Genomic DNA, 18,715 nt, shown 5'->3' with positions numbered 1-18,715 from the left:
ATGGAAATATGGCAGACCAGTTGCACCGAACCGGAGACGAACCGCTCATTGGCGTCTCCTATGTGATGCCGGTGCTCAATGAAGTGACTCACGTGCGTGCCGCAGTGAACAGCCTTCTGAACCAGGACTACGACGGCCCGTTCGAGGTCACTCTGGCCCTCGGTCCGAGCATCGACGGCACGACCGAACTCGTCGAAGAGATGGCAGCGGTCGATCCACGCATCCGCGTCGTCCCCAATGAGATCGGCTCGACTCCCGCCGGCCTGAACACCGCAATTCGCGCCTCCGTTTACCCGGTGGTGATTCGAGTTGACGCTCACTCGGTGCTCCCGCGCGACTACGCCCGGATTGCCGTCGAGACGCTGCAGCGTACCGGCGCCGATAACGTTGGCGGCATCATGGACGCCCGGGGCGAGCATCCCTTTCAGAAGGCGGTGGCACGCGCCTACGGCACCCGCGTCGGACTCGGTGGAACGCCGTTCCATGTCGGGGGAGCGGAAGGCAAAGCAGACACCGTCTACCTCGGCTGCTTCCGCCGCGAGAGCATTCTCACGGTCGGACTTTTCGATGAGAGCATCAAGCGCGGCCAGGATTGGGAACTCAACCGCCGCCTGCGCGAGGCCGGAGGCACCGTCTGGTTCACCCCCGCGCTGAAAGTGCTCTATCGCCCGCGGCCCAGCCTGTCCCGGCTCGCCAGGCAGATGCTCTCGACGGGGCTCTGGCGTGGCGAATTGGCCCGCCGTTTTCCGGCCTCGAACGGCCTGCGCTACTTCGTGCCGCCGGTCATGGTCGTCGGCACAATGCTGGGTCTGCTGCTCGGAATCGCTGGAATTGTGCAGGCTGCCCTGGGCGCTACGCCGTGGTTGTTGCTGGGATTCGTAGTTCCAGCGGTCTACCTTGTCTTCGTGATCATTGCGACAATTCTGGTTACGCGCCCTGACGGGTTTCGTTCCTCGCTCTGGTTTCTCATAGTCTTGCCGTGCATTCATTTTTGCTGGGGCATCGGGTTCGTTCTCGGATATCTGAAGCTCACCAGCAACATCACGGCACACACGGGAAGATAACTATGCAGCCAGGTACACCGGCGGATTCCCGTCCCAGATCGCTTGCCGAACTTCGCGCCGTCACCCAGCCGCCCGAGGTACGGATGCGTGCGAACGCCGAGCACTGGACGGCCTCGCTCTACCTGCGCGACCTGTCGCCCTATCTCACCTGGATACTGCTGAAGACGCGCATCTCGGCGAACGGCGTGACCGGGCTGATGATCCTCGTCGGCTGGTCCACAGCCGCCGCCTTGCTCATTCCCGGGATCTGGGGTGCGGTACTGGCCTTGGTGCTTGGCCAGCTGCAGATGCTGGTCGACTGCTGCGACGGCGAAGTCGCCCGGTGGCGCAAGACCTCCTCGCCGGCCGGTGTGTTTCTCGACAAGGTCGGTCACTACACGACGGAGGCGTTGATCCCGATCGCCTTCGGCATCCGGGTTGCCGCCTACCCGTTCGAAGCGCCGGCCGATTTTCTCTGGACGACGCTCGGGCTGCTGCTCGCGCTACTGATCGTTCTGAACAAGGCACTCAACGACATGGTGCATGTGGCCAGGGCCAACGCGGGCCTGGTCAAGCTTGCCGACACCCACGGCGAGAAGGCACCGACGTCGAGCCTGCTCGCGCGGGCCCGCCGCTTCGCGCGTTTCGTGCCGTTCCACCGCCTCTACCACTCGGTCGAACTCACCATGGTGATCTTCGCTTCAGCGGTGGTCGGCTTGATCTTCGGGGAACCCCTCGTCGACCGGATCGTGCTCATCGTGCTCGTTCCGCTCGCCTTCCTGGCACTCGTCGGGCATTTCATTGCAATCATGGCGTCGAAGCGTGTCCGCTCCTAGCCTCGGCGGCCCGGCCTCCGCAGGCCCGCCACTGCCGACGGTCGGCGTCGTGGTGCTCACCCAAGGCACCCGTCCCGACGACCTCGAGCGGGGCATCCGCAGCATTCTTGCCCAGCAGGATGTCGAGCTCGACATCGTCTGCGTCGGCAACGGCTGGGAGCCGACCGGGCTTCCTGAAGGAGTCGCCGCGCTCGCGCTGCCGGTGAACCTCGGCATCCCGGCCGGCCGCAATCGCGGAGTCGCGAAGGTCACCGGGGAGTATCTCTTCTTTCTCGATGACGACGCCAGCATTCCCGACCCGCATTTCCTACGTGACGCGATCGCCACGCTGAAGAACGACCCCTCGATCGGTTTGCTGCAGCCGCGTGTCGTCGATCCGACCGGCATCACCTCGCCGCGCCGGTGGATTCCCCGCATTCGCAAGGGTGATGCCACGCACTCCAGCCCCGTCTTCTCTGTCTGGGAAGGCGCTGTCATCCTGCCCCGCGGGGTGTTCGACGCGACGGGAGGCTGGGCCGAGCCATTCTTCTACGCGCACGAAGGCATCGAGCTGGCCTGGCGGGTCTGGGACCAGGGCCTGCGCGCCTGGTATGCCGGGGATCTCGAAGCGAATCACCCGGTGATTCAGCCCACGCGCCACGCCGACTACTACCGCCTCAACGCGCGCAACCGGGTCTGGTTGGCCCGTCGCAATCTGCCCGCTCTGTTCGTTCCCCTCTATGTCGGCTCGTGGACCGGGATCCAGATTCTGCGTTGGGCCCGCAACCGGTCTGCACTGTCGGCCTGGTTCGGCGGATGGCGGGAGGGCTGGCGCGAAGATCCCGGCATGCGAACGCCGATGTCGGCCCGCACCATCTGGCGGATGGCCCTGGCCGGTCGGCCGCCGATCGTCTAACGATTCGCTACGGCTGAGCCCGTTCGGGGCACATTGTGCGAAGGCGCACCAGATGAAATCTGTAGGCTTGACGAGTGGGTATTCAGAGAGACGTCAGGCTGGCAATCAAACTGGTCAAGGACGTCTCGGCGTCGCGCAAAGCGAAGGGAATCCTGACCAGCCGGCTCGCTGTCCAGGCTCCGCTTCCGCCACATCACTTCAAAATCGCCGTCTATTTCGCCGACGGCCCGGTCAATCTCTACCAGATGCGCCAGTGGTACAAACCGCTCGCCAAGCTCGCTGAGACCTGGCCGGTCGTGATCTTGAGTCGCACCGGCGGCGGCACGCTCAATCTGATGGCCGAATCGCCGGTCCCGGTTGCGTTCGTGCGCAAGGTGACAGACCTCGAACAGGTCATAGCCGAGCAAGACATTCGCATCGTGTTCTACGTCAATCAGAACGCCAAGAATTTTCAGATGATGCGCTACGGGCGCCGCTGGCACGTTTTCATCAACCACGGTGAGAGCGACAAAATGTACATGACCACCAACCAGTTCAAGGCGTACGACTATGCCTTCGTCGCCGGCGACGCGGCGCTCAGCCGCCTCGACAAGGTGCTCTGGGACTACGACTTCGACAAGCGCGCGCTGAAGATCGGCCGCCCGCAGGCCGACTACTACAGCGGCGAGTTGCCCTACACGCCCGACGACCGCGAGGTGGTGCTCTATGCGCCGACCTGGGAGGGTGACCGGTCTGCGGCGGCCTATGGTTCCATCGCCACGCACGGTGTCGCGTTGGTGACGGCTCTGCTGAAGACCGGCCGCCACCGTGTCATCTATCGCCCGCACCCCCGCAGCGGTGTCGTCGACCACGAATATGGCGTCGCGAACAAGCGCATCGTCCAGGCGATCGCCGCCGCCAACGCGCGAGACGCCTCGGCGCAACACATTTACGACACCGGGGCAGATCTCGGCTGGCAACTTTCTGCAGCGGATGTCGCAATCGTCGACATCTCGGCAATGGTCTACGACCGTCTCGCCGCCGGAAAGCCGCTGATGATCACACGGCCGGCAAACCCCGAGGCGCAGATCGACACCGGGGGATACCTGTCTGACTGCGAATGGTTGCTGGCCGACGATGCGTCACAGGTCGTCGATGCGCTGGAGAAACTCACCCACGATAAGACGGCAGAGGCCAGGCTCGCGATGTGGGTCGAACGCTACTTCGGCGATCCGACGCCGGGCGCAGCGACAACTCGGTTCCACGGTGCCGTGCAACACCTGTTCAACGAGTGGGATCGCTTCGCCGCGATTCACGCGGCAGACGGGGAGATCGACGAGCTCGAGAAAGAACCGGACGGAGAGCCGGTTTAACCGATCCGGTCAGGCGGATTCAGCGGGATCCTGTGGCGCGGGTGCGCCGCGCGGTCCCCGGCGTAGCGTGGGTGGCACCATCCGTGGCAGCACGGCTCGAGCTCCGCTGCTGATCCGCACGATGCGCAGGGTCGCGGCGTTCCGCACGGTGACGGTGCGTACGATTGGTTCGAGTTCGGGCCGGAAATAGGGCGGAACCTGCCCGAACGCGAGTCGCGAGGAATGCAGAACTCGTTTGCCCAGAATGTGATTGCCGGCGCCGCCGATGACCGCACCGACGCCGAACGGCACTGCTTTGCCGATGAAGCTCGCACTGCCGCGCGCGGCGAACTGGCGAATGAACGAGCTCTTCAGCTTGTCGGTCAAGGGTCCCATGATCGCGCGGGGGATGCTGGTGGCCACGAGCTCGCCCCAGTAGGCGTTGAGACCGATGCCCCGGCCCGTCGCTTGTCCGGCCAGTTGCCGTACCAGGTCTGATCCTTCGCGGCCGAGCATCATCGTCATCACCAGTGCGCGCGCCCGGTCGGGGTCCTCCACCGCGATACCGTGAACCTCGCTCACCGATTGTGCGAAGAGGGCGGTGGCCTCGAGAAAACCGGCGGTCTCAACGCCGGACAGGATCAGGGTGACGCCGGTGCCGACGCCGGGAATGATCGCGCTCGCGCCGACCGCCGCGCCACCCGTGGTGACGGCGGCGAGGTAGCGACGTTCGAGAATGCGAATGAGTTGCGCAGGGCTTGCGTCGGGGTTGCGGCGACGGATGCTGCGAATATGCGCGAGCACCACGGGCCGGTGGATCGCCATCACCCGGTCGATGCCCGTGACGACGCGCGGGGGCAGCTGCCCGCCCTGCGGGGTGCCGCCGGTTGGGGAGACGATCGGCTTCGGTTTCCTGGCCATGGTTCGAGCTTAGATGCTCGGCGAACCTCCTGCCTGGGACTGTGGGGCGTCGACGTGAGGCCATCACAGTGAAGGTGTGGGGTATCGCACCGCGAGTACCGAAGCTAGCCTTGTGCCGTCGGAGCAGTCGGACGAAACGCGCTCGGGCGGAGGATCAGATGACAACGGATGGCCGGACACGGATGATCGTGCGGGAAGGGCCGTGGGGCTTCATCTTCCTCTTGGCGTATGTCGGGGCCGCGATCTACTTCATTTCGATTTCGGACGGATCCTTCTGGGCCGTCATCCTCGGTTTGCTTCAAGCCGTGGTCTGGCCGGTCTATGTGATGTACCACGTACTGCTGCTGATCGGCGCCTGAACGGGCCGCTACCGACGAGATTGGAGCGACGGATGATTCACGCCAGAGGACTTGCCCGAACATTCAACACCCGCCGCGGGCGAGAACGCATCTCCGTGACGGCGGTCGCCGGCGTCGACCTCGACGTCGAAGAAGGCGAGATCGTGGGTTTTCTCGGCCCCAACGGCGCCGGAAAGACAACAACACTGCGCATGCTCAACACGCTGTTGAAACCCACGGCCGGAAGCGCGACGGTGGCCGGTTTTGATGTGGCCCGCGACCCGGTAGCGGTGCGCCGCAGCATCGGCTACGTCTCACAGAGTGGATCGACCGGAAGCGAGGCGCGGGCCGGCGAAGAGGTCGTCGACCATGGTCTCCTCTACGGGATCCCGCGTGACCAGGCGACTCAACGAGGCAAGGAGCTTTTCGAGCAGCTTGATCTGGGCGGCATGTGGACACGGCAACCCAAGACCTTGTCGGGCGGTCAGCGCCGACGTCTCGACATCGCGATGGGTCTCGTGCACGATCCGAAACTGATCTTTCTCGACGAGCCGACAACCGGACTCGACCCGCAGGCACGCGCGAACCTGTGGGAACACATCTCGGCCCTCCGCACCCAGCAGGGGAGCACGATCTTTCTGACGACCCACTATCTCGATGAGGCCGATGCGCTGTGCGACCGGGTGCTGGTGATCGATCGCGGGGTCATCGTGGCCAGCGACACGCCGGATGCGCTCAAGCGCCAGATCTCGGGCGATCTGATCGAATTGGTGCTGAGCAACCCGGCCCATGCGGCTGTCGCCGCCGAGCGGCTTGGTCGAGTTGTCGGCGACGCGGTCGTCACCAGCGAGGGAAACATCGTCAGTCGGCGTGTTCCGAGCGCCGGAGCCGAACTGCCCGGACTGCTGCGTGAGCTGGATGCGGCCGGCGTTGCGTTGGAATCCATCGAAGTGCGTCGCCCAACCCTCGACGACGTCTTCCTCACCGTGACCGGGCGCTCCCTGCGCGAAGACGCCTGAACGGAACATGCCATGCTCTTCGCCACCGAAACCGGGATCATCTTTCGCCGTCAGATGCGCCTCAACCTACGAAATCCGGCCTGGGTGATCATCGGGCTCGCCCAACCAGTGCTCTACCTCGCACTCTTCGGGCCGCTGTTGACGCCGCTCGCACAGCAGATCGGCGTCGCGAACGCGTACACATTCTTCGTGCCCGGCCTGCTCGTGCAATTGGGACTGTTCGGGGCGTTGTTCGCCGGGTTCGGCCTCATCGCCGAGTGGCGTGAAGGAGTGATCGAAGCGGAGCGGGTGACGCCGGCGAGCCGCACAGCGTTGCTTCTCGGGCGCATCCTGCGCGACGTGGTGCTCCTGTTCGTGCAGGGAGTGTTGTTGATCGCGCTGGCCTTCCTTTTCGGTCTGACCGGGTCGCTCGAAGGAATGGCCCTTGGCTTGCTACTCACGATGCTGCTCGGCGGAGCCTGCTCGGCGGCGTCGAATGCGCTGGCTCTGACCACCAAGAGTGAGGACGTGCTCGCGCCCATTCTGAATAGCATCGCGCTTCCGGTGCTGCTGCTCTCGGGCATCCTGTTGCCAATCAGCACTGAGACCGGTGCTCCGCAGTGGCTGGTCACGCTGAGCGATTTCATGCCGACCAAGTACATCGTGAATGCGATCCGCGAACTGTTCGCAGGGGAGTTCTGGAACATCACCGTGTTCTGGGGAGTCTTCTGGACCCTCGTACTTTTCGCGGCAGGACTCTTTGTCGGAACCCGTACATTCCGCAAAGAGAATGCTTGATCGGGCCAGCCCACCGACAGGTCAGGCGGCGGAGTCAGCGCGCAGTGACGCCGTATTCCAGGTTGTAGCGCGCGAGAACGTCGTCGATCGGACCGTCGAGCACAAGGGCGCCTTTATCGAGGTAGAGCCCGCGGGTGCAGAACCGGCGGAGGTCGCGTTCGTTGTGGGAGACAATGAAAAGTGTGCGCCCGCCGGCGAGGAGTTCTTCAATGCGGCGGTAGCACTTCTCGCGAAATGCCTTGTCGCCGACAGCCAACACCTCGTCGACGAGGATGATCGGCTCCTCGAGCCGAGAGATCACGGCGAAGGCGATGCGCACCTTCATGCCGCTGGAGAGATGCTTGTACGGAGTGTCGATGAAGTCGCGGATCTCCGCGAACTCGATGATCTCGTCGAAACGGTCCGCGATCTGCTTGCGGGTCATCCCATGCAGGCCGGCGGTCAGATAGACGTTGTCGCGCACGCTGAGGTCATCGACGAAGCCGCCGGTGATCTCGATCAGGGGCGCGACTCCCTCCTTGACATTGACAGTTCCCTCGTCGGGGAGAACGACGCCCGTGACGAGTTTGAGCAGCGTCGACTTACCCTGGCCGTTTCGGCCGACGACGCCGATCGCCTCGCCGGGCTGCACGCTGAATGAGACCGAGCGCAAAGCCCAGAACTCGCCGGGACGGCTGCGACGTTTGCGGCTCGCGAAGAGATCTTTGAACGTGCGACGACTGCGTCGATTGCGTCGGAACCGGATGCCGACATCCGTCAAAGCGATGACAGGCGAGGTCACTAGATCTCCTTCAGAACTGCGCGCTCGGTGCGTGTGAAGACGAAGATCCCGAGCGCCAGGATTGCGACGGAGACTGCGGCGCCGACGCCGACGGTGAACCAGTCGAGCTGTTCGGGGAAGAACGCGGAACGGTACAGGCTGAAGATGCCACTGAGCGGGTTGAACGCTGCCCAGAAGTGCAATTCCGGCGGCAGATCAGTGGTGGCGTAGATGATGGGGGAGGCGTAGAAGAGGAACCGCAGCACCAGCTTCACTGCGCGCTCGAGGTCGCGGAAGAACACGACGAGCGGGGCGACGATCAAGCCGACCCCGGCGGTCAGAATGGCCTGGATGATAATGGCGAGCGGAAAGAAGATCGCGTTGATGTTGAGCGGCGCCTGGTAGATCACCGCGAAAAGCGCAAGCACCGGCAGCGAGGCCAGAAACTCGATGCCCTTCGAGAGCACAAGCCGGTTCACCCAGATGGTGCGTGGGATGCGGGTCGACCGGATGAGCTTCGACTCACGCAGGAATGCGCGAGTGGAGTCTGAAACGGCGCCGTTGAACCACATCCACGGCAGCAGCGCGGTGAGCAGGAAGATGATGTACGGGTCTTCGCCGACGGAACGCTGAAAAATCTGTGTGAAGACGAACCAGTAGATCCCCGCCATCACCAACGGGTCGAGAATCGACCAGAAATACCCGAGCAGCGACGTTGAGTACCGTACGCGCAGGTCGCGCTGGGTCAGCAGCCACAGCGAATGGCGGTACCGCGCGAACGGTGTGCGCTGCTCGGGGCGCACGTCGGCGTAGGTGGTCACACCGTCAATCGTAGAGCGCGCTTCGAAGGTCGACGTGCAACCTAGACGAAGAGGTTGGCGCGTTCGAGGTCTTCGGCGAAGTCGACCTCGACGGCGTAGAGGTCGGAGATGTCGACCGGCTCGACGAGAAGACGGTTCTTCTCGATCGCGAGTTCGATGCCACGCTCGAAGTAGTCCTGGTCGCCGACCTTCGCGAGGTGGTGAAGCAGGATCGCCTTGTCGGCGCTCGAGATGTAGTTGATTCCGACGGCCTCGCCGAGTCCGTTCTTGACGGTCTTGGAGAGTTCCTTGATGTAGCCCTCTGCGCTGGTCGTGTACTTGACTTCTTCGTCAGAGACCTTCGAGGTGTTCACCGTCACGAACGACTGGTCGCGAGCCATCATTGCTGCGGCGCGGTCGAGGATGGTCGGGTCGAAGACGACGTCGCCGTTCATCCAGAGCACGCCGCCGGGGCCCGATGCCTGCAAGGCGCGCATCAGGCTCTTCGACGTGTTGGTCTGGTCGTACTGCTCGTTGTACACGAAGGATGCCTGGGGGAACGCTTCGATGATGTGCTCGAGCTTGTAGCCGACAACGATGGTGACCTTGGCGTTGTTGCCGAAGGCGTGAGCAATGTTGTCGAACTGCTGGCCCATGATCGTGCGGCCGTCGCTGAGTTCAGTGAGCGGCTTGGGCAGGGAACGGCCGAGTCGGCTTCCCATGCCTGCTGCAAGAATGACTACCTGGGTGGTCACGATTATCTCCTCAAGAAAGGTGTGGGTGATCAACGCAGAGGCTTCAATTTCTGAAGATTTCGCTCCGGGTTCACCCAAAAGTTCAGATCAAGACACACCGTTATGCCTCCGCCAGACTATCCGGACTGCCTGAACACGCATAGTGAAAGGCCTTGACGTGTCCAATTCGTGACACTCCATGGAGGGTTTTCACAGGTTACGCGGGATCGAGGCGGGGCGCCAACGGGCGTCGTCGGGGCTTGGTAGGTTTGCTTGGTGACTTCTTTGCCCCCTACTCCTGAGCCTGACAAGCCGACGAGTGGCGAGCGTGCCTCTGGCACCGCGCCAGGAGGAGGGAGCGCCGCAGCGAAACCTGCCGCGAAGAAGCCTGCAGCGAAACGGCCTCCCGTGAAGCGGCCAACATCAACACCGCCTGCTGCCGCGACAAATTCCGGTACTGACCTCGGTACGGACTCCGGCGCTTCCGAGGCCGCTGCGCCTCGAGCCGCGTCAAAGACGGCCGCGACCAAACCGGCCGCAGCCAAGACTGGCGCGCCTGCTGCGGCGAAGCCCGCCGGAGCGAAACCAGCGGCGGCGAGACCAGCAGCAAGGAAGCCTGCTGCGGCGAAGAAACCGGCAGACACTTCGGCCGCCCCTGAATCGCCGGCGGCACCCGCGGCGAAATCGCCGGCGGCTCGAAAGCCTGCGGCAGCGAGGAAGCCCCCTGCGACCCGTTCCACTTCCGCGAAATCTCCCACGGTGACGGCCGCATCGACTCCCACCGCCACTCCCGCAACGACGACGCCGGAGCTTGTCACCCCGGTCGGTCGCACTCTTCCCGAGTCGTACCCGCCCGCCGCTGACGGCGCCTCCGCCACCTCGGCCGCGACGAGCGGTGCCGTCGCGACGCCTCCGTCGCCCGCGCCCAAGACCGCGGCGCGCTCGCGCACCGCCACCCCCCAGCGTGAAACAGCCGCGCGCACGACCGCGCGCCCTGCTACCCCGTCCACTTCGACATCCACCGGAGCATCCGCCGAGGCATCGGCGCCTGCTCCCGTCGTGCTCGCCGTCGACGGGCTCGTCAAGCGATTCGGCCAGATGACCGCTGTCTCTGGCGTCAACCTGGAGGTGCGTGCGGGGTCGTTCTACGGAATTGTCGGCCCGAACGGCGCCGGCAAGACCACGACGCTCTCGATGGTGACCGGACTCCTCCGTCCTGATGCCGGGTCGATCCGGGTTCATGGCATCGACGTCTGGTCGCAGCCGATCGAGGCGAAGCGCGTGATCGGCGTGCTCCCCGACCGGCTGAGACTCTTCGACCGGTTGACCGGCGCCCAGTTGCTCCACTACTCAGGCGTGCTGCGCGGCCTCGACGGCGACACGGTGCGCACGCGCTCCGCAGACCTCGCTGCCGCGTTCGGCCTCGAAGACGCGTTGAACCGCCTCGTCGCCGACTATTCGGCGGGTATGACGAAGAAGATCGCGCTGGCCTGCGCCATGATTCACTCGCCGCGGGTGCTCGTGCTCGACGAACCGTTCGAATCGGTCGACCCGGTCTCCGCGGTCAACGTGACCGAGATTCTTCAGAAGTACGTGGCGAGCGGTGGAACTGTGCTGCTGTCCAGCCACGGCATGGACATGATCCAGCGCGTCTGCGACCATGTCGCGATCATCGTGCAGGGTCAGGTTCTGGCATCGGGAACCGTCGACGCCGTGCGCGGTAAGAAGTCGCTGGAAGACCGGTTTGTGGAACTTGCCGGCGGGCGCAAGGTTGCGGAAGGCATGGAATGGTTGCACAGCTTCTCGGACTGAAGCTCAGGCTCCTCGCGAACATCTTTCGGCGGAGCCCGTGGCAGGTCGTCGGCGTCATCGTCGGGCTGCTCTATGGGCTCGGCTTGGCCGCGGTGTTGTTTCTCGTTTTGGTMAGCCTGCGGTTCGTCGGCGACGTCGAACTTGTTCGCGACTCGTTGATCGTGCTCGGATCGCTGGTTGTGCTCGGATCGCTGGTGGTCCCGTTGGTGTTCGGAATCGACGACACGATGGATCCGCGGTCCTTCGCGCTCTTCGGCATCCCGAACCGCACCCTGTCCTTCGGGTTGGCGGTCAGTGCGTTGATCGGTGTGCCCGCACTCGCCCTGACGATCATTCTGCTCGGAACCGTGGTGACCTGGTCGTATGGCGTGCTGGAGACCATCCTGGCGATCATCTCCGCGGCGCTTCTTCTCGGAACCTGTGTTCTAGCGGCACGAGTGAGCACCGCGGTGGGCGCATTCGTGCTCTCAAGCCGACGCTCCCGAGAGTTCATGGGCGTCGCCGGCGTGCTGCTTCTCGTCATCCTGTCGCCCATCGTCGTTCTCCTCGTGTCGATCGACTGGGGCACCTCAGGTGCTCGCCTGGTCAGCGAGTTCGCGGGCATTCTGGGCTGGACCCCACTCGGTGCGGCGTGGGCGGTTCCCGGCGACGCTGTGACCGGGGAGTGGGGACCCGCGCTTCTGAAGCTGATCATTGCCGCCGGCACGCTCTGGCTGCTCTGGCGTGCCTGGGCCCACCTGGTTGAACGGATGCTGGTGACCCCCGGTCGCGAAGCCCCGGTCAAGGCCTACGGCGGGCTCGGCTGGTTCGACCGCCTGCCGGATTCCCCGGTCGGTGTCATTGCGGCACGCAGCTTCACCTACTGGGGCAGAGATTCCCGCTACTGGGTGTCATTGATCATGATTCCGATCGTGCCGATCATCGCGCTCGTTCCGCTGTCGATCGCCACGGTTCCGACGCAATACCTGGCCTTGCTCCCGGTTCCGCTCATGTGCGTGTTCCTCGGGTGGACCATGCACAACGATGTCGCCTACGACAGCACGGCGATCTGGCTCCACGTCGTCTCCGGCACGCGCGGACTCGCCGACCGAATCGGCCGCTTGGCCCCGGCGCTTATCGTGGGCATCCCGTTGATCGGTCTCGGTTCGGCAATCAGCATCGCACTCTTCGGGGACTGGTCGGCACTGCCCTCGATGCTCGGCGTCAGCACCTGCATCCTGCTCACCGGGATCGGTCTCTCGAGCTACACCTCGGCGCGGTTCCCGTATCCGGCCACGAAGCCGGGGGACAGCCCGTTCGCGCAGCCCCAGTCCTCCGACAGTGCGTCGGCGCTCATTCAGGCCTTGACCTTCCTCGGCTCGATCGTTCTTTCACTGCCGGCGATCATCGCTGCGATTCTCGGAATCATGGGCGACCCGTCCTGGCACCGGGTCGCCTTGTTCAGCGGTATCGGCATCGGTCTGGTCGTCGTCGTTCTCGGCGTGTGGCTGGGCTCCCGAACCTTCGATCGTCGCGGTCCGGAGATCCTCTCCTCGGCACTGCGCGCCTGATCGCCGTCGCCCCTCGCATCGCCCGGTCGCACCGCCCCGGTGTTGCGATGGTTGCTTTCAGGTCTGATCGCTAAACTTGAGACATGACTGAAGACTTCCGCGCAAGCATCGCAGACCCCGGGCAGCCTGGCGGCGGCACGTCTACCCTCGACCGCGAACTCGAAGAGCTGCTGAACCAGGAGCAGATCGAGCCGGGCGACCACGAGCGTTTTTCGCACTACGTTCCGAAGAACAAGATCATGGAATCCGCGTTGACCGGCAAGCCGGTGCGCGCGCTCTGTGGCAAGAAGTGGCTGCCGGGCCGTGACCCGGAGAAGTTTCCGGTGTGCCCGTCGTGCAAGGCGATCTACGAAAAGATGAAGGCCGAGTAGACGGATCTGGCCTCGACAAGCTCAATCATCGGGAGGAGAATTCCTCGGTGGTCGAGCTTGTCGAGACCCTCTCGGGCCGATCCGATGATTGGTGCAGGAGTGTGCACCGTCAATCGCGTCCTAGCGATAGACAGTCGGGATGACCGGCTCGCCACGTCCCAGCCGGAACGCATCGACCGGGAGTTCGCGCATCACCGACGCATGGTGCGCCCGCGCACGGGCGGTGCCGGAGTGACCGAGATAGCGCTCGTCGACCTGGCCATCGGCGATGAGCGGCACCAGTAGCCCGCGTTCGAGACCGTTCGTTGAGACGAACTCTGGCTCGCCGGCCGGACCGTCGCCGAGCAACACGATTTCTTCGCGGGCGGTGCCTGTGGCATCGAGGCGACGCACCGCATCCTTGCGCCCGCCGACCGAGGCCTTCGCCGCTGACGTCTTGGCGACGGGAATCCACGCCCCCGCGTCGTTCTTGTGGGCGACGAGCTTGTAGACCATGCCGGCGGCCGGTGCGCCCGACCCGGTGACGACCGAGGTGCCGACGCCGAACGAGTCGACGGGCGCGCCCGAGAGCGCCGCAATCGAGTACTCATCGAGATCGCTCGTGACGGTGATGCGGGTGTTCACCGCGCCGAGGGCGTCGAGCTGAGCCCGGGCAGCGGCCGCGACGATCGGAAGATCGCCGGAATCGATGCGGATGGCGCCGAGCTGGATGCCCGCCACCTTCACCGCCATGTCGATGCCGCTCTCGATGTCGTACGTGTCCACGAGTAGGGTGGTGTTCGCTCCGAACGCTTCGACCTGAGCGCGGAAAGCGGCCTCTTCGCTGTCATGGAGCAGAGTGAATGAGTGGGCGGCGGTGCCCATCGTGGGAATTCCCCAGGTGCGGCCGGCCTCCAGGTTGCTGGTTGCGGCGAATCCGGCGATGTAGGCGGCGCGGGCCGCTGATACGGCGCCGAATTCGCTCGTGCGGCGGGAACCCATCTCGGCGATCGGCCGGCCGAGGCTGACCGAGACCATGCGGGCCGCCGCACTGGCGACCGACGTGTCGTAGTTGAGCACGCTGAGGATGAGTGTCTCGAGAATCACCGCTTCAGCGAAGGTGCCTTCGACGACGAGGAGCGGCGAGCCCGGAAAATAGGCTTCACCTTCGCGATAGCCCCATATGCTGCCGTTGAACGAATAGTCGGCGAGCCAGTCCAACGTGGGGGAGCGCACTACCTCGTTGTCGCGCAGCCATGAGAGCTCGGCGTCGGTGAATCTGAACTGCTGTATCAGCTCGAGAAGGCGGCCGGTGCCGGCGACGATGCCGTAGCGGCGGCCGTCGGGAAGACGTCGGGCGAAGGCCTCGAACATGCACTCCCGGTGTGCCGTGCCGCTTTGAATTGCCGCATCCACCATGGTGAGTTCGTAGCGGTCGGTGCGAAAGGCTGAGGACTCGGTCACGCAAGAAGCCTAGCCTTTCGAGACCGGATGGCTTGCCCGACTAAGCTTGATTCTTGTGACTGACGCGCCAATTGGGATCTTTGACTCAGGGGTCGGCGGGCTGACCGTCGCTCGGGCGATCAAGGATCAGTTGCCGAACGAATCGATCCTCTATATCGGCGACACGGCGCATTCGCCGTACGGTCCGAAGAAGATCGCGGATGTACGGGGCTACGCCTTGCAGGTTCTGGACGATCTCGTCGCACAAGACGTCAAGATGCTTGTCATCGCCTGCAACACCGCCTCGGCCGCGATGCTCAGGGACGCCAGGGAGCGCTACAGCGTTCCCGTGATCGAGGTGATTCAGCCGGCCGTGCGCCGCGCCGTCGGAACGACCCGGAACAACCGGATCGGCGTCATCGGCACGGCCGGGACCGTGAAGTCGCGCGCCTACGACGATGCGTTCGCCGCGGCCACCCAGATCACCCTGTTCAGCCAGGCCTGCCCGCGCTTTGTGGAGTTCGTCGAGGCCGGCGTCACCACCGGTGACGAGGTGCTCGCCGTGGCCGAGACCTACTTGGCACCGCTGAAGGAGTCGAACATCGACACCCTGGTGCTCGGCTGCACGCACTACCCCTTTCTGAAGGGCGCAATCTCCTACGTCATGGGAGATTCAGTCTCGCTGGTCTCCAGCGACACCGAGACGGCAAACGACGTCTATCGCATCCTCGTCGGCCAGCAGCTTCTCCGCACCGCCTCGTCGGCTCCGACCTACCGGTACGAAGCCACGGGGGCCAGCGCCGACGAGTTTCTCGACCTCGCCCACCGATTGATCGGTCCGGAAATTTCCCAGGTCGACCTGATCGAGACCGGTTCCCTGGCACTCGGCGACCTTGCCAATTTTGCTACCACCACACTGCCCACCCCTCTCAAGGAGAACTCGTGACCGACATCCTGCGCGCCGATGGCCGCACCCCCGACGAGCTGCGCCCCGTCACGATCGAACGCGGCTGGAGCGCCCAGGCCGAGGGATCGGCACTGATCTCCTTCGGCCGCACCAAGGTGCTCTGCACCGCGTCATTCACCAACGGAGTCCCGCGATGGATGGCCGGAAAAGGCAAGGGCTGGGTGACGGCCGAGTACTCGATGCTTCCGCGCTCGACGAACTCGCGCATGGACCGCGAGTCGGTCAAAGGCCGCATCGGCGGCCGTACGCACGAGATCAGCCGGTTGATCGGTCGCAGCCTGCGCGCTGTCGTCGACATGAAGGCACTGGGCGAGAACACCATCGTCATCGACTGCGATGTCTTGCAGGCCGACGGTGGAACCCGCACCGCCGCGATCACCGGCGCATACGTTGCCCTGGCTGACGCTTTGGAATGGGGCCGGAGCAAGAAGTTCATCGGTCAGAAGGCCCAGCCGCTGATCGACAGCCTGGCTGCCGTCTCCGTCGGCATCATCGACGGCGTACCCATGCTCGATCTGGAATACACCGAGGATTCACGCGCCGAAACCGACATGAACGTGGTCGTCACCGGTCGCGGGCTGTTCGTCGAAGTGCAGGGCACGGCCGAAGGCGCTCCCTTCGACCGCCGCGAACTCGACTCCCTGCTCGACCTCGCCCTGGCCGGTGGAATCACCCTGACCGAGTTCCAGAAGAAGGCGCTGGCGGTCTCGGCATGACCCAGATCGTTCTCGCCACTCACAACCAGCACAAGGTGGAGGAGCTGAGGCGCATTCTCGCCGTCCAGCTGCCGGGCGTCGAGGTGCTCGCCTACGATGGCCCTGAACCGGTCGAAAACGGCGCCACCTTCGCCGAGAACGCGCTGATCAAGGCGCGTGCGGCGGCGGCGCACACCGGTCTTCCGGCGATCGCCGACGACTCGGGAATCTGCGTCGACGTGCTCGGCGGGTCACCCGGCATTTTTTCTGCGCGCTGGGCCGGACCGGCCAAGCACCCGATCGAGAACCTGGAGCTGCTGCTCTGGCAGATCAGCGACATGCCCGACGAACACCGTGCCGCCCACTTCACCTGTGTCGCGGCGGTCGCGCTGCCCGACGGCACCGAGTCGCACGTGACCGGCGAGTGGCCGGGGCGCATCCTGCACACCCCAGCCGGCGGCGGGGGGTTCGGCTACGACCCGATCTTCCAGCCGGATGGGCACGAGGTGTCGGCTGCCGAGTTGCCTCAGCAGGTCAAGGATTCCGAGAGCCACCGCGCCCTCGCCTTCGGTGAATTGGTCCCGGTTCTCGTGTCGCTGCTGGGAAGCTGAGCCTTTTCACGACGGGGCGGCAACTCGAGATTCTCTCGGTTGCCGCCCCATTTTCGTTGCTGAGAACAACACTCATTCCCAACTAGCGCCTGGGCTGGAGATTGGGCGGAACGGCTCGTACGGTTGAATCATGGCCCACGATCATTCACATTCCACGAGCACGAATCGCACGCGCCTATCCCTGGCGATCGGCATCGTGTCGGTGGTGCTCGTGGTGGAGATCGTCGGGGCCTGGGTCTCGGGATCGTTGGCGTTGCTCGCCGATGCGGGACACATGTTCTCTGACCTCGCTGGTCTCATCATCGCGCTTACCGCGACGGTGGTCGCAGCCCGTCCGGCCACCGACCGGCAGACCTTCGGCTATCAGCGCGCCGAGGTCTTCGGTGCCTTGCTCAATGGGCTGATCCTGCTTGCCGTCGCCGCCTTCGTCGTCGTCGGCGCAGTCACCCGGCTGGTCTCTCCGACCGAGCCGGATGTTCACGGCACTCCGATGCTTATCGTGGCGGTGATCGGCCTGGTCGCGAACTGTGTGGCGTTGCTGCTGCTGCGACCGGCGGCGAAGTCCTCGATCAACATGCGCGGCGCCTACCTCGAAGTGCTCGGTGACGCCCTCGGATCCATCGCCGTCATCATCGCGGCCGTCGTCATCCTGACCACCGGTTTCTGGCAGGCTGACGCGATTGCCTCGTTGCTGATCTCGGCGATGATCGTGCCCCGCGCCTACTCACTCCTGCGTGATGTGGTGCGGGTGCTGAGCGAATCGGCGCCGGCCGACACCGATGTCGCCGAGATTCGCGCCCACCTGCTGGGCACAGCGGGTGTGGTTGCGGTGCACGACGTGCACGTCTGGGCAATCACGTCAGGTGCCCATGTCTTCACCGCACACATTGTGGTGGAGTCGAAGGTGCTCGATTCTGGTGGGGCTGGTGCACTGCTCGACGAGCTCTCCGCGTGTCTCTCGCACCATTTCGACGTCGAGCATTCGACGTTTCAGCTCGAGCCGGCCGAGCATGCGGCCCACGAGGATCACACGCACCTGTGAACGGAGCGGCTGCAGCGGGCTGCGAGCCGGTGAGGCCGTCTATGCCTCGTGCTTGCCGTCGTGGTCGATCTCAAATGCCTCCGGAGGCAGGATGAGCGAGTCGGTCGGCGGCTTCGCTTCGGCCTCAGCGCTGGCGCGCTTGGCCTTGGCCGCCGACTGCAGGTAGTGAACGATCGTCGGGATCAACGTGACGACGACCGCGCCGATCAGGATGATGTCGATGTAGCTCTTGACGAAGTTCGCGACCGGCGGGATCAGGTTCAGCATGTAGCCGAAGTAGGTGAGGCCGGCGCCCCAGATCATCGCACCGATGAAGTTGTAGAGCGTGTACTTGCGGTAGTTCATATGCCCGACGCCGGCGGCCACCGGCGCGAAGGTGCGCACGATGGGCACGAAGCGGGCGAGGATGACGGCCAGGCCGCCGAACTTCTTGAAGAACATGTTGGTGCGTTCAACATTCTTGATGCTGAACAGACCCGACTCTTTGCGCTCAAAGACCCGTGGGCCGAACTTGTGCCCGATCAGGTAGCCGACTTCCCCACCCAGGAAGGCGGCCAGACCGATGGCCAAGCAGACCCACCAGATGTCGATCATGATCAGGCTGCCGGTCAGCAGGCCGGTGATCACGAGCAGAGTATCGCCGGGAAGCAGGAATCCGACGAGGAGCCCGGTTTCAGCGAAGACGATCGCACACACCACAAGGAGTGCCCACGGTCCGGCAGAGTTCAGGATGACCTCTGGGTCGAGCCACGGAATCAGTGAGGTGTGAATCACGGGGATACTCCAGAATG

At 64.4% G+C, this 18,715-nt stretch carries 20 protein-coding genes; 14 read left to right on the top strand and 6 right to left on the bottom strand.

Annotation, left to right across the window (positions count from 1 at the left end; all coding sequences use genetic code 11):
* Positions 1-8: 8 nt before the first annotated feature.
* The 4 genes from AC1DCF_RS01430 to AC1DCF_RS01415 all read left to right on the top strand — a co-directional run bounded on the left by AC1DCF_RS01430 (position 9) and on the right by AC1DCF_RS01415 (position 4,126).
* A complete protein-coding gene (locus AC1DCF_RS01430; protein ID WP_477209456.1) occupies positions 9-1,064 on the top strand; it encodes a glycosyltransferase family 2 protein in 1,056 nt (351 codons plus the stop codon).
* Positions 1,065-1,066: 2 nt separating this feature from the next.
* Entirely contained in the window at positions 1,067-1,879 is an 813-nt protein-coding gene (locus tag AC1DCF_RS01425; protein ID WP_477209455.1) for a CDP-alcohol phosphatidyltransferase family protein, read from the top strand.
* Complete coding sequence (locus tag AC1DCF_RS01420; protein WP_477209454.1) at positions 1,866-2,774, top strand: glycosyltransferase family 2 protein; 909 nt, start codon at positions 1,866-1,868, stop codon at positions 2,772-2,774. The genes AC1DCF_RS01425 and AC1DCF_RS01420 overlap by 14 nt, the downstream gene beginning before the upstream one ends.
* A 74-nt stretch (positions 2,775-2,848) precedes the next feature.
* Positions 2,849-4,126, top strand: a complete 1,278-nt coding sequence (locus AC1DCF_RS01415; RefSeq protein WP_477209453.1) for a CDP-glycerol glycerophosphotransferase family protein — start codon at positions 2,849-2,851, stop codon at positions 4,124-4,126.
* A 9-nt stretch (positions 4,127-4,135) separates the two neighbouring features.
* Here AC1DCF_RS01415 and AC1DCF_RS01410 read toward each other — a convergent pair whose 3' ends face one another.
* Positions 4,136-5,026, bottom strand: coding sequence for a hypothetical protein (locus tag AC1DCF_RS01410; RefSeq protein WP_477209452.1), 891 nt, complete (start codon positions 5,024-5,026; stop codon positions 4,136-4,138).
* Between the two features lie 158 nt (positions 5,027-5,184).
* Between AC1DCF_RS01410 and AC1DCF_RS01405 the strand changes: the two genes are divergently transcribed.
* Genes AC1DCF_RS01405 through AC1DCF_RS01395 form a run of 3 tightly spaced genes read left to right on the top strand, consistent with a single transcriptional unit; the run spans position 5,185 to position 7,160 of the window.
* Entirely contained in the window at positions 5,185-5,385 is a 201-nt protein-coding gene (locus AC1DCF_RS01405; RefSeq protein ID WP_477209451.1) for a hypothetical protein, read from the top strand.
* Positions 5,386-5,417: 32 nt separating this feature from the next.
* Positions 5,418-6,383 carry an ATP-binding cassette domain-containing protein gene (locus tag AC1DCF_RS01400; RefSeq protein WP_477209450.1) on the top strand — a complete coding sequence of 322 codons (966 nt, stop codon included), beginning with the start codon at positions 5,418-5,420 and terminating at the stop codon, positions 6,381-6,383.
* 12 nt (positions 6,384-6,395) lie between these two features.
* On the top strand, positions 6,396-7,160 hold the full coding sequence (locus tag AC1DCF_RS01395; RefSeq protein WP_477209449.1) for an ABC transporter permease: 765 nt from the start codon (positions 6,396-6,398) through the stop codon (positions 7,158-7,160).
* 34 nt (positions 7,161-7,194) lie between these two features.
* Here AC1DCF_RS01395 and AC1DCF_RS01390 read toward each other — a convergent pair whose 3' ends face one another.
* From AC1DCF_RS01390 to AC1DCF_RS01380, 3 genes are read right to left on the bottom strand one after another with little or no spacing between them, the layout of a single operon-like run.
* Positions 7,195-7,941 (bottom strand): ABC transporter ATP-binding protein, encoded by a 747-nt coding sequence (locus AC1DCF_RS01390; protein WP_477209448.1) that lies wholly within the window; start codon positions 7,939-7,941, stop codon positions 7,195-7,197.
* The gene (locus AC1DCF_RS01385) at positions 7,941-8,741 is read right to left on the bottom strand and encodes an ABC transporter permease (RefSeq protein WP_477209447.1); all 801 of its coding nucleotides are present in this window, start codon (positions 8,739-8,741) and stop codon (positions 7,941-7,943) included. Before AC1DCF_RS01385 ends, AC1DCF_RS01390 begins: the two co-directional genes overlap by 1 nt.
* A gap of 41 nt (positions 8,742-8,782) precedes the next feature.
* The gene (locus AC1DCF_RS01380; RefSeq protein ID WP_477209446.1) at positions 8,783-9,475 is read right to left on the bottom strand and encodes a phosphocholine cytidylyltransferase family protein; all 693 of its coding nucleotides are present in this window, start codon (positions 9,473-9,475) and stop codon (positions 8,783-8,785) included.
* Positions 9,476-10,213: 738 nt separating this feature from the next.
* On the opposite strand from AC1DCF_RS01380, the gene AC1DCF_RS01375 reads away from it, so the two are divergent.
* The 3 genes from AC1DCF_RS01375 (at position 10,214) to AC1DCF_RS01365 (ending at position 13,187) form a co-directional block, all read left to right on the top strand.
* Complete coding sequence (locus AC1DCF_RS01375; protein WP_477209445.1) at positions 10,214-11,266, top strand: ABC transporter ATP-binding protein; 1,053 nt, start codon at positions 10,214-10,216, stop codon at positions 11,264-11,266.
* Positions 11,242-12,816, top strand: coding sequence for a hypothetical protein (locus AC1DCF_RS01370; protein ID WP_477209444.1), 1,575 nt, complete (start codon positions 11,242-11,244; stop codon positions 12,814-12,816). Before AC1DCF_RS01375 ends, AC1DCF_RS01370 begins: the two co-directional genes overlap by 25 nt.
* 83 nt (positions 12,817-12,899) lie before the next feature.
* Positions 12,900-13,187 (top strand): DUF3039 domain-containing protein, encoded by a 288-nt coding sequence (locus AC1DCF_RS01365; protein ID WP_441791489.1) that lies wholly within the window; start codon positions 12,900-12,902, stop codon positions 13,185-13,187.
* 120 nt (positions 13,188-13,307) lie between these two features.
* Here the strand turns inward: AC1DCF_RS01365 and AC1DCF_RS01360 are convergent, their stop codons facing one another.
* Entirely contained in the window at positions 13,308-14,630 is a 1,323-nt protein-coding gene (locus tag AC1DCF_RS01360; RefSeq protein ID WP_477209443.1) for a nicotinate phosphoribosyltransferase, read from the bottom strand.
* Positions 14,631-14,685: 55 nt separating this feature from the next.
* Here AC1DCF_RS01360 and murI point away from each other — a divergent pair, with 55 nt between their 5' ends.
* The 4 genes from murI (at position 14,686) to AC1DCF_RS01340 (ending at position 17,924) form a co-directional block, all read left to right on the top strand.
* On the top strand, positions 14,686-15,555 hold the full coding sequence (gene murI, locus AC1DCF_RS01355) for a glutamate racemase (RefSeq protein ID WP_477209442.1): 870 nt from the start codon (positions 14,686-14,688) through the stop codon (positions 15,553-15,555).
* Positions 15,552-16,292 carry a ribonuclease PH gene (gene rph / locus AC1DCF_RS01350; RefSeq protein ID WP_441791486.1) on the top strand — a complete coding sequence of 247 codons (741 nt, stop codon included), beginning with the start codon at positions 15,552-15,554 and terminating at the stop codon, positions 16,290-16,292. Before murI ends, rph begins: the two co-directional genes overlap by 4 nt.
* Positions 16,289-16,882 carry an RdgB/HAM1 family non-canonical purine NTP pyrophosphatase gene (gene rdgB, locus AC1DCF_RS01345; protein ID WP_477209441.1) on the top strand — a complete coding sequence of 198 codons (594 nt, stop codon included), beginning with the start codon at positions 16,289-16,291 and terminating at the stop codon, positions 16,880-16,882. Before rph ends, rdgB begins: the two co-directional genes overlap by 4 nt.
* A gap of 130 nt (positions 16,883-17,012) precedes the next feature.
* Positions 17,013-17,924: a cation diffusion facilitator family transporter gene (locus AC1DCF_RS01340; protein WP_477209440.1), complete on the top strand. Its 912-nt coding sequence runs from the start codon at positions 17,013-17,015 to the stop codon at positions 17,922-17,924.
* A 39-nt stretch (positions 17,925-17,963) separates the two neighbouring features.
* Here the strand turns inward: AC1DCF_RS01340 and AC1DCF_RS01335 are convergent, their stop codons facing one another.
* Positions 17,964-18,695 carry a DedA family protein gene (locus tag AC1DCF_RS01335; protein ID WP_477209818.1) on the bottom strand — a complete coding sequence of 244 codons (732 nt, stop codon included), beginning with the start codon at positions 18,693-18,695 and terminating at the stop codon, positions 17,964-17,966.
* Positions 18,696-18,715 lie beyond the last annotated feature (20 nt).

This window comes from Leifsonia sp. 10L418, assembly GCF_056395445.1.
The sequence above is the reverse complement of the archived record's forward strand: the minus strand, read 5'-3'. Positions and strand labels throughout refer to the sequence as shown.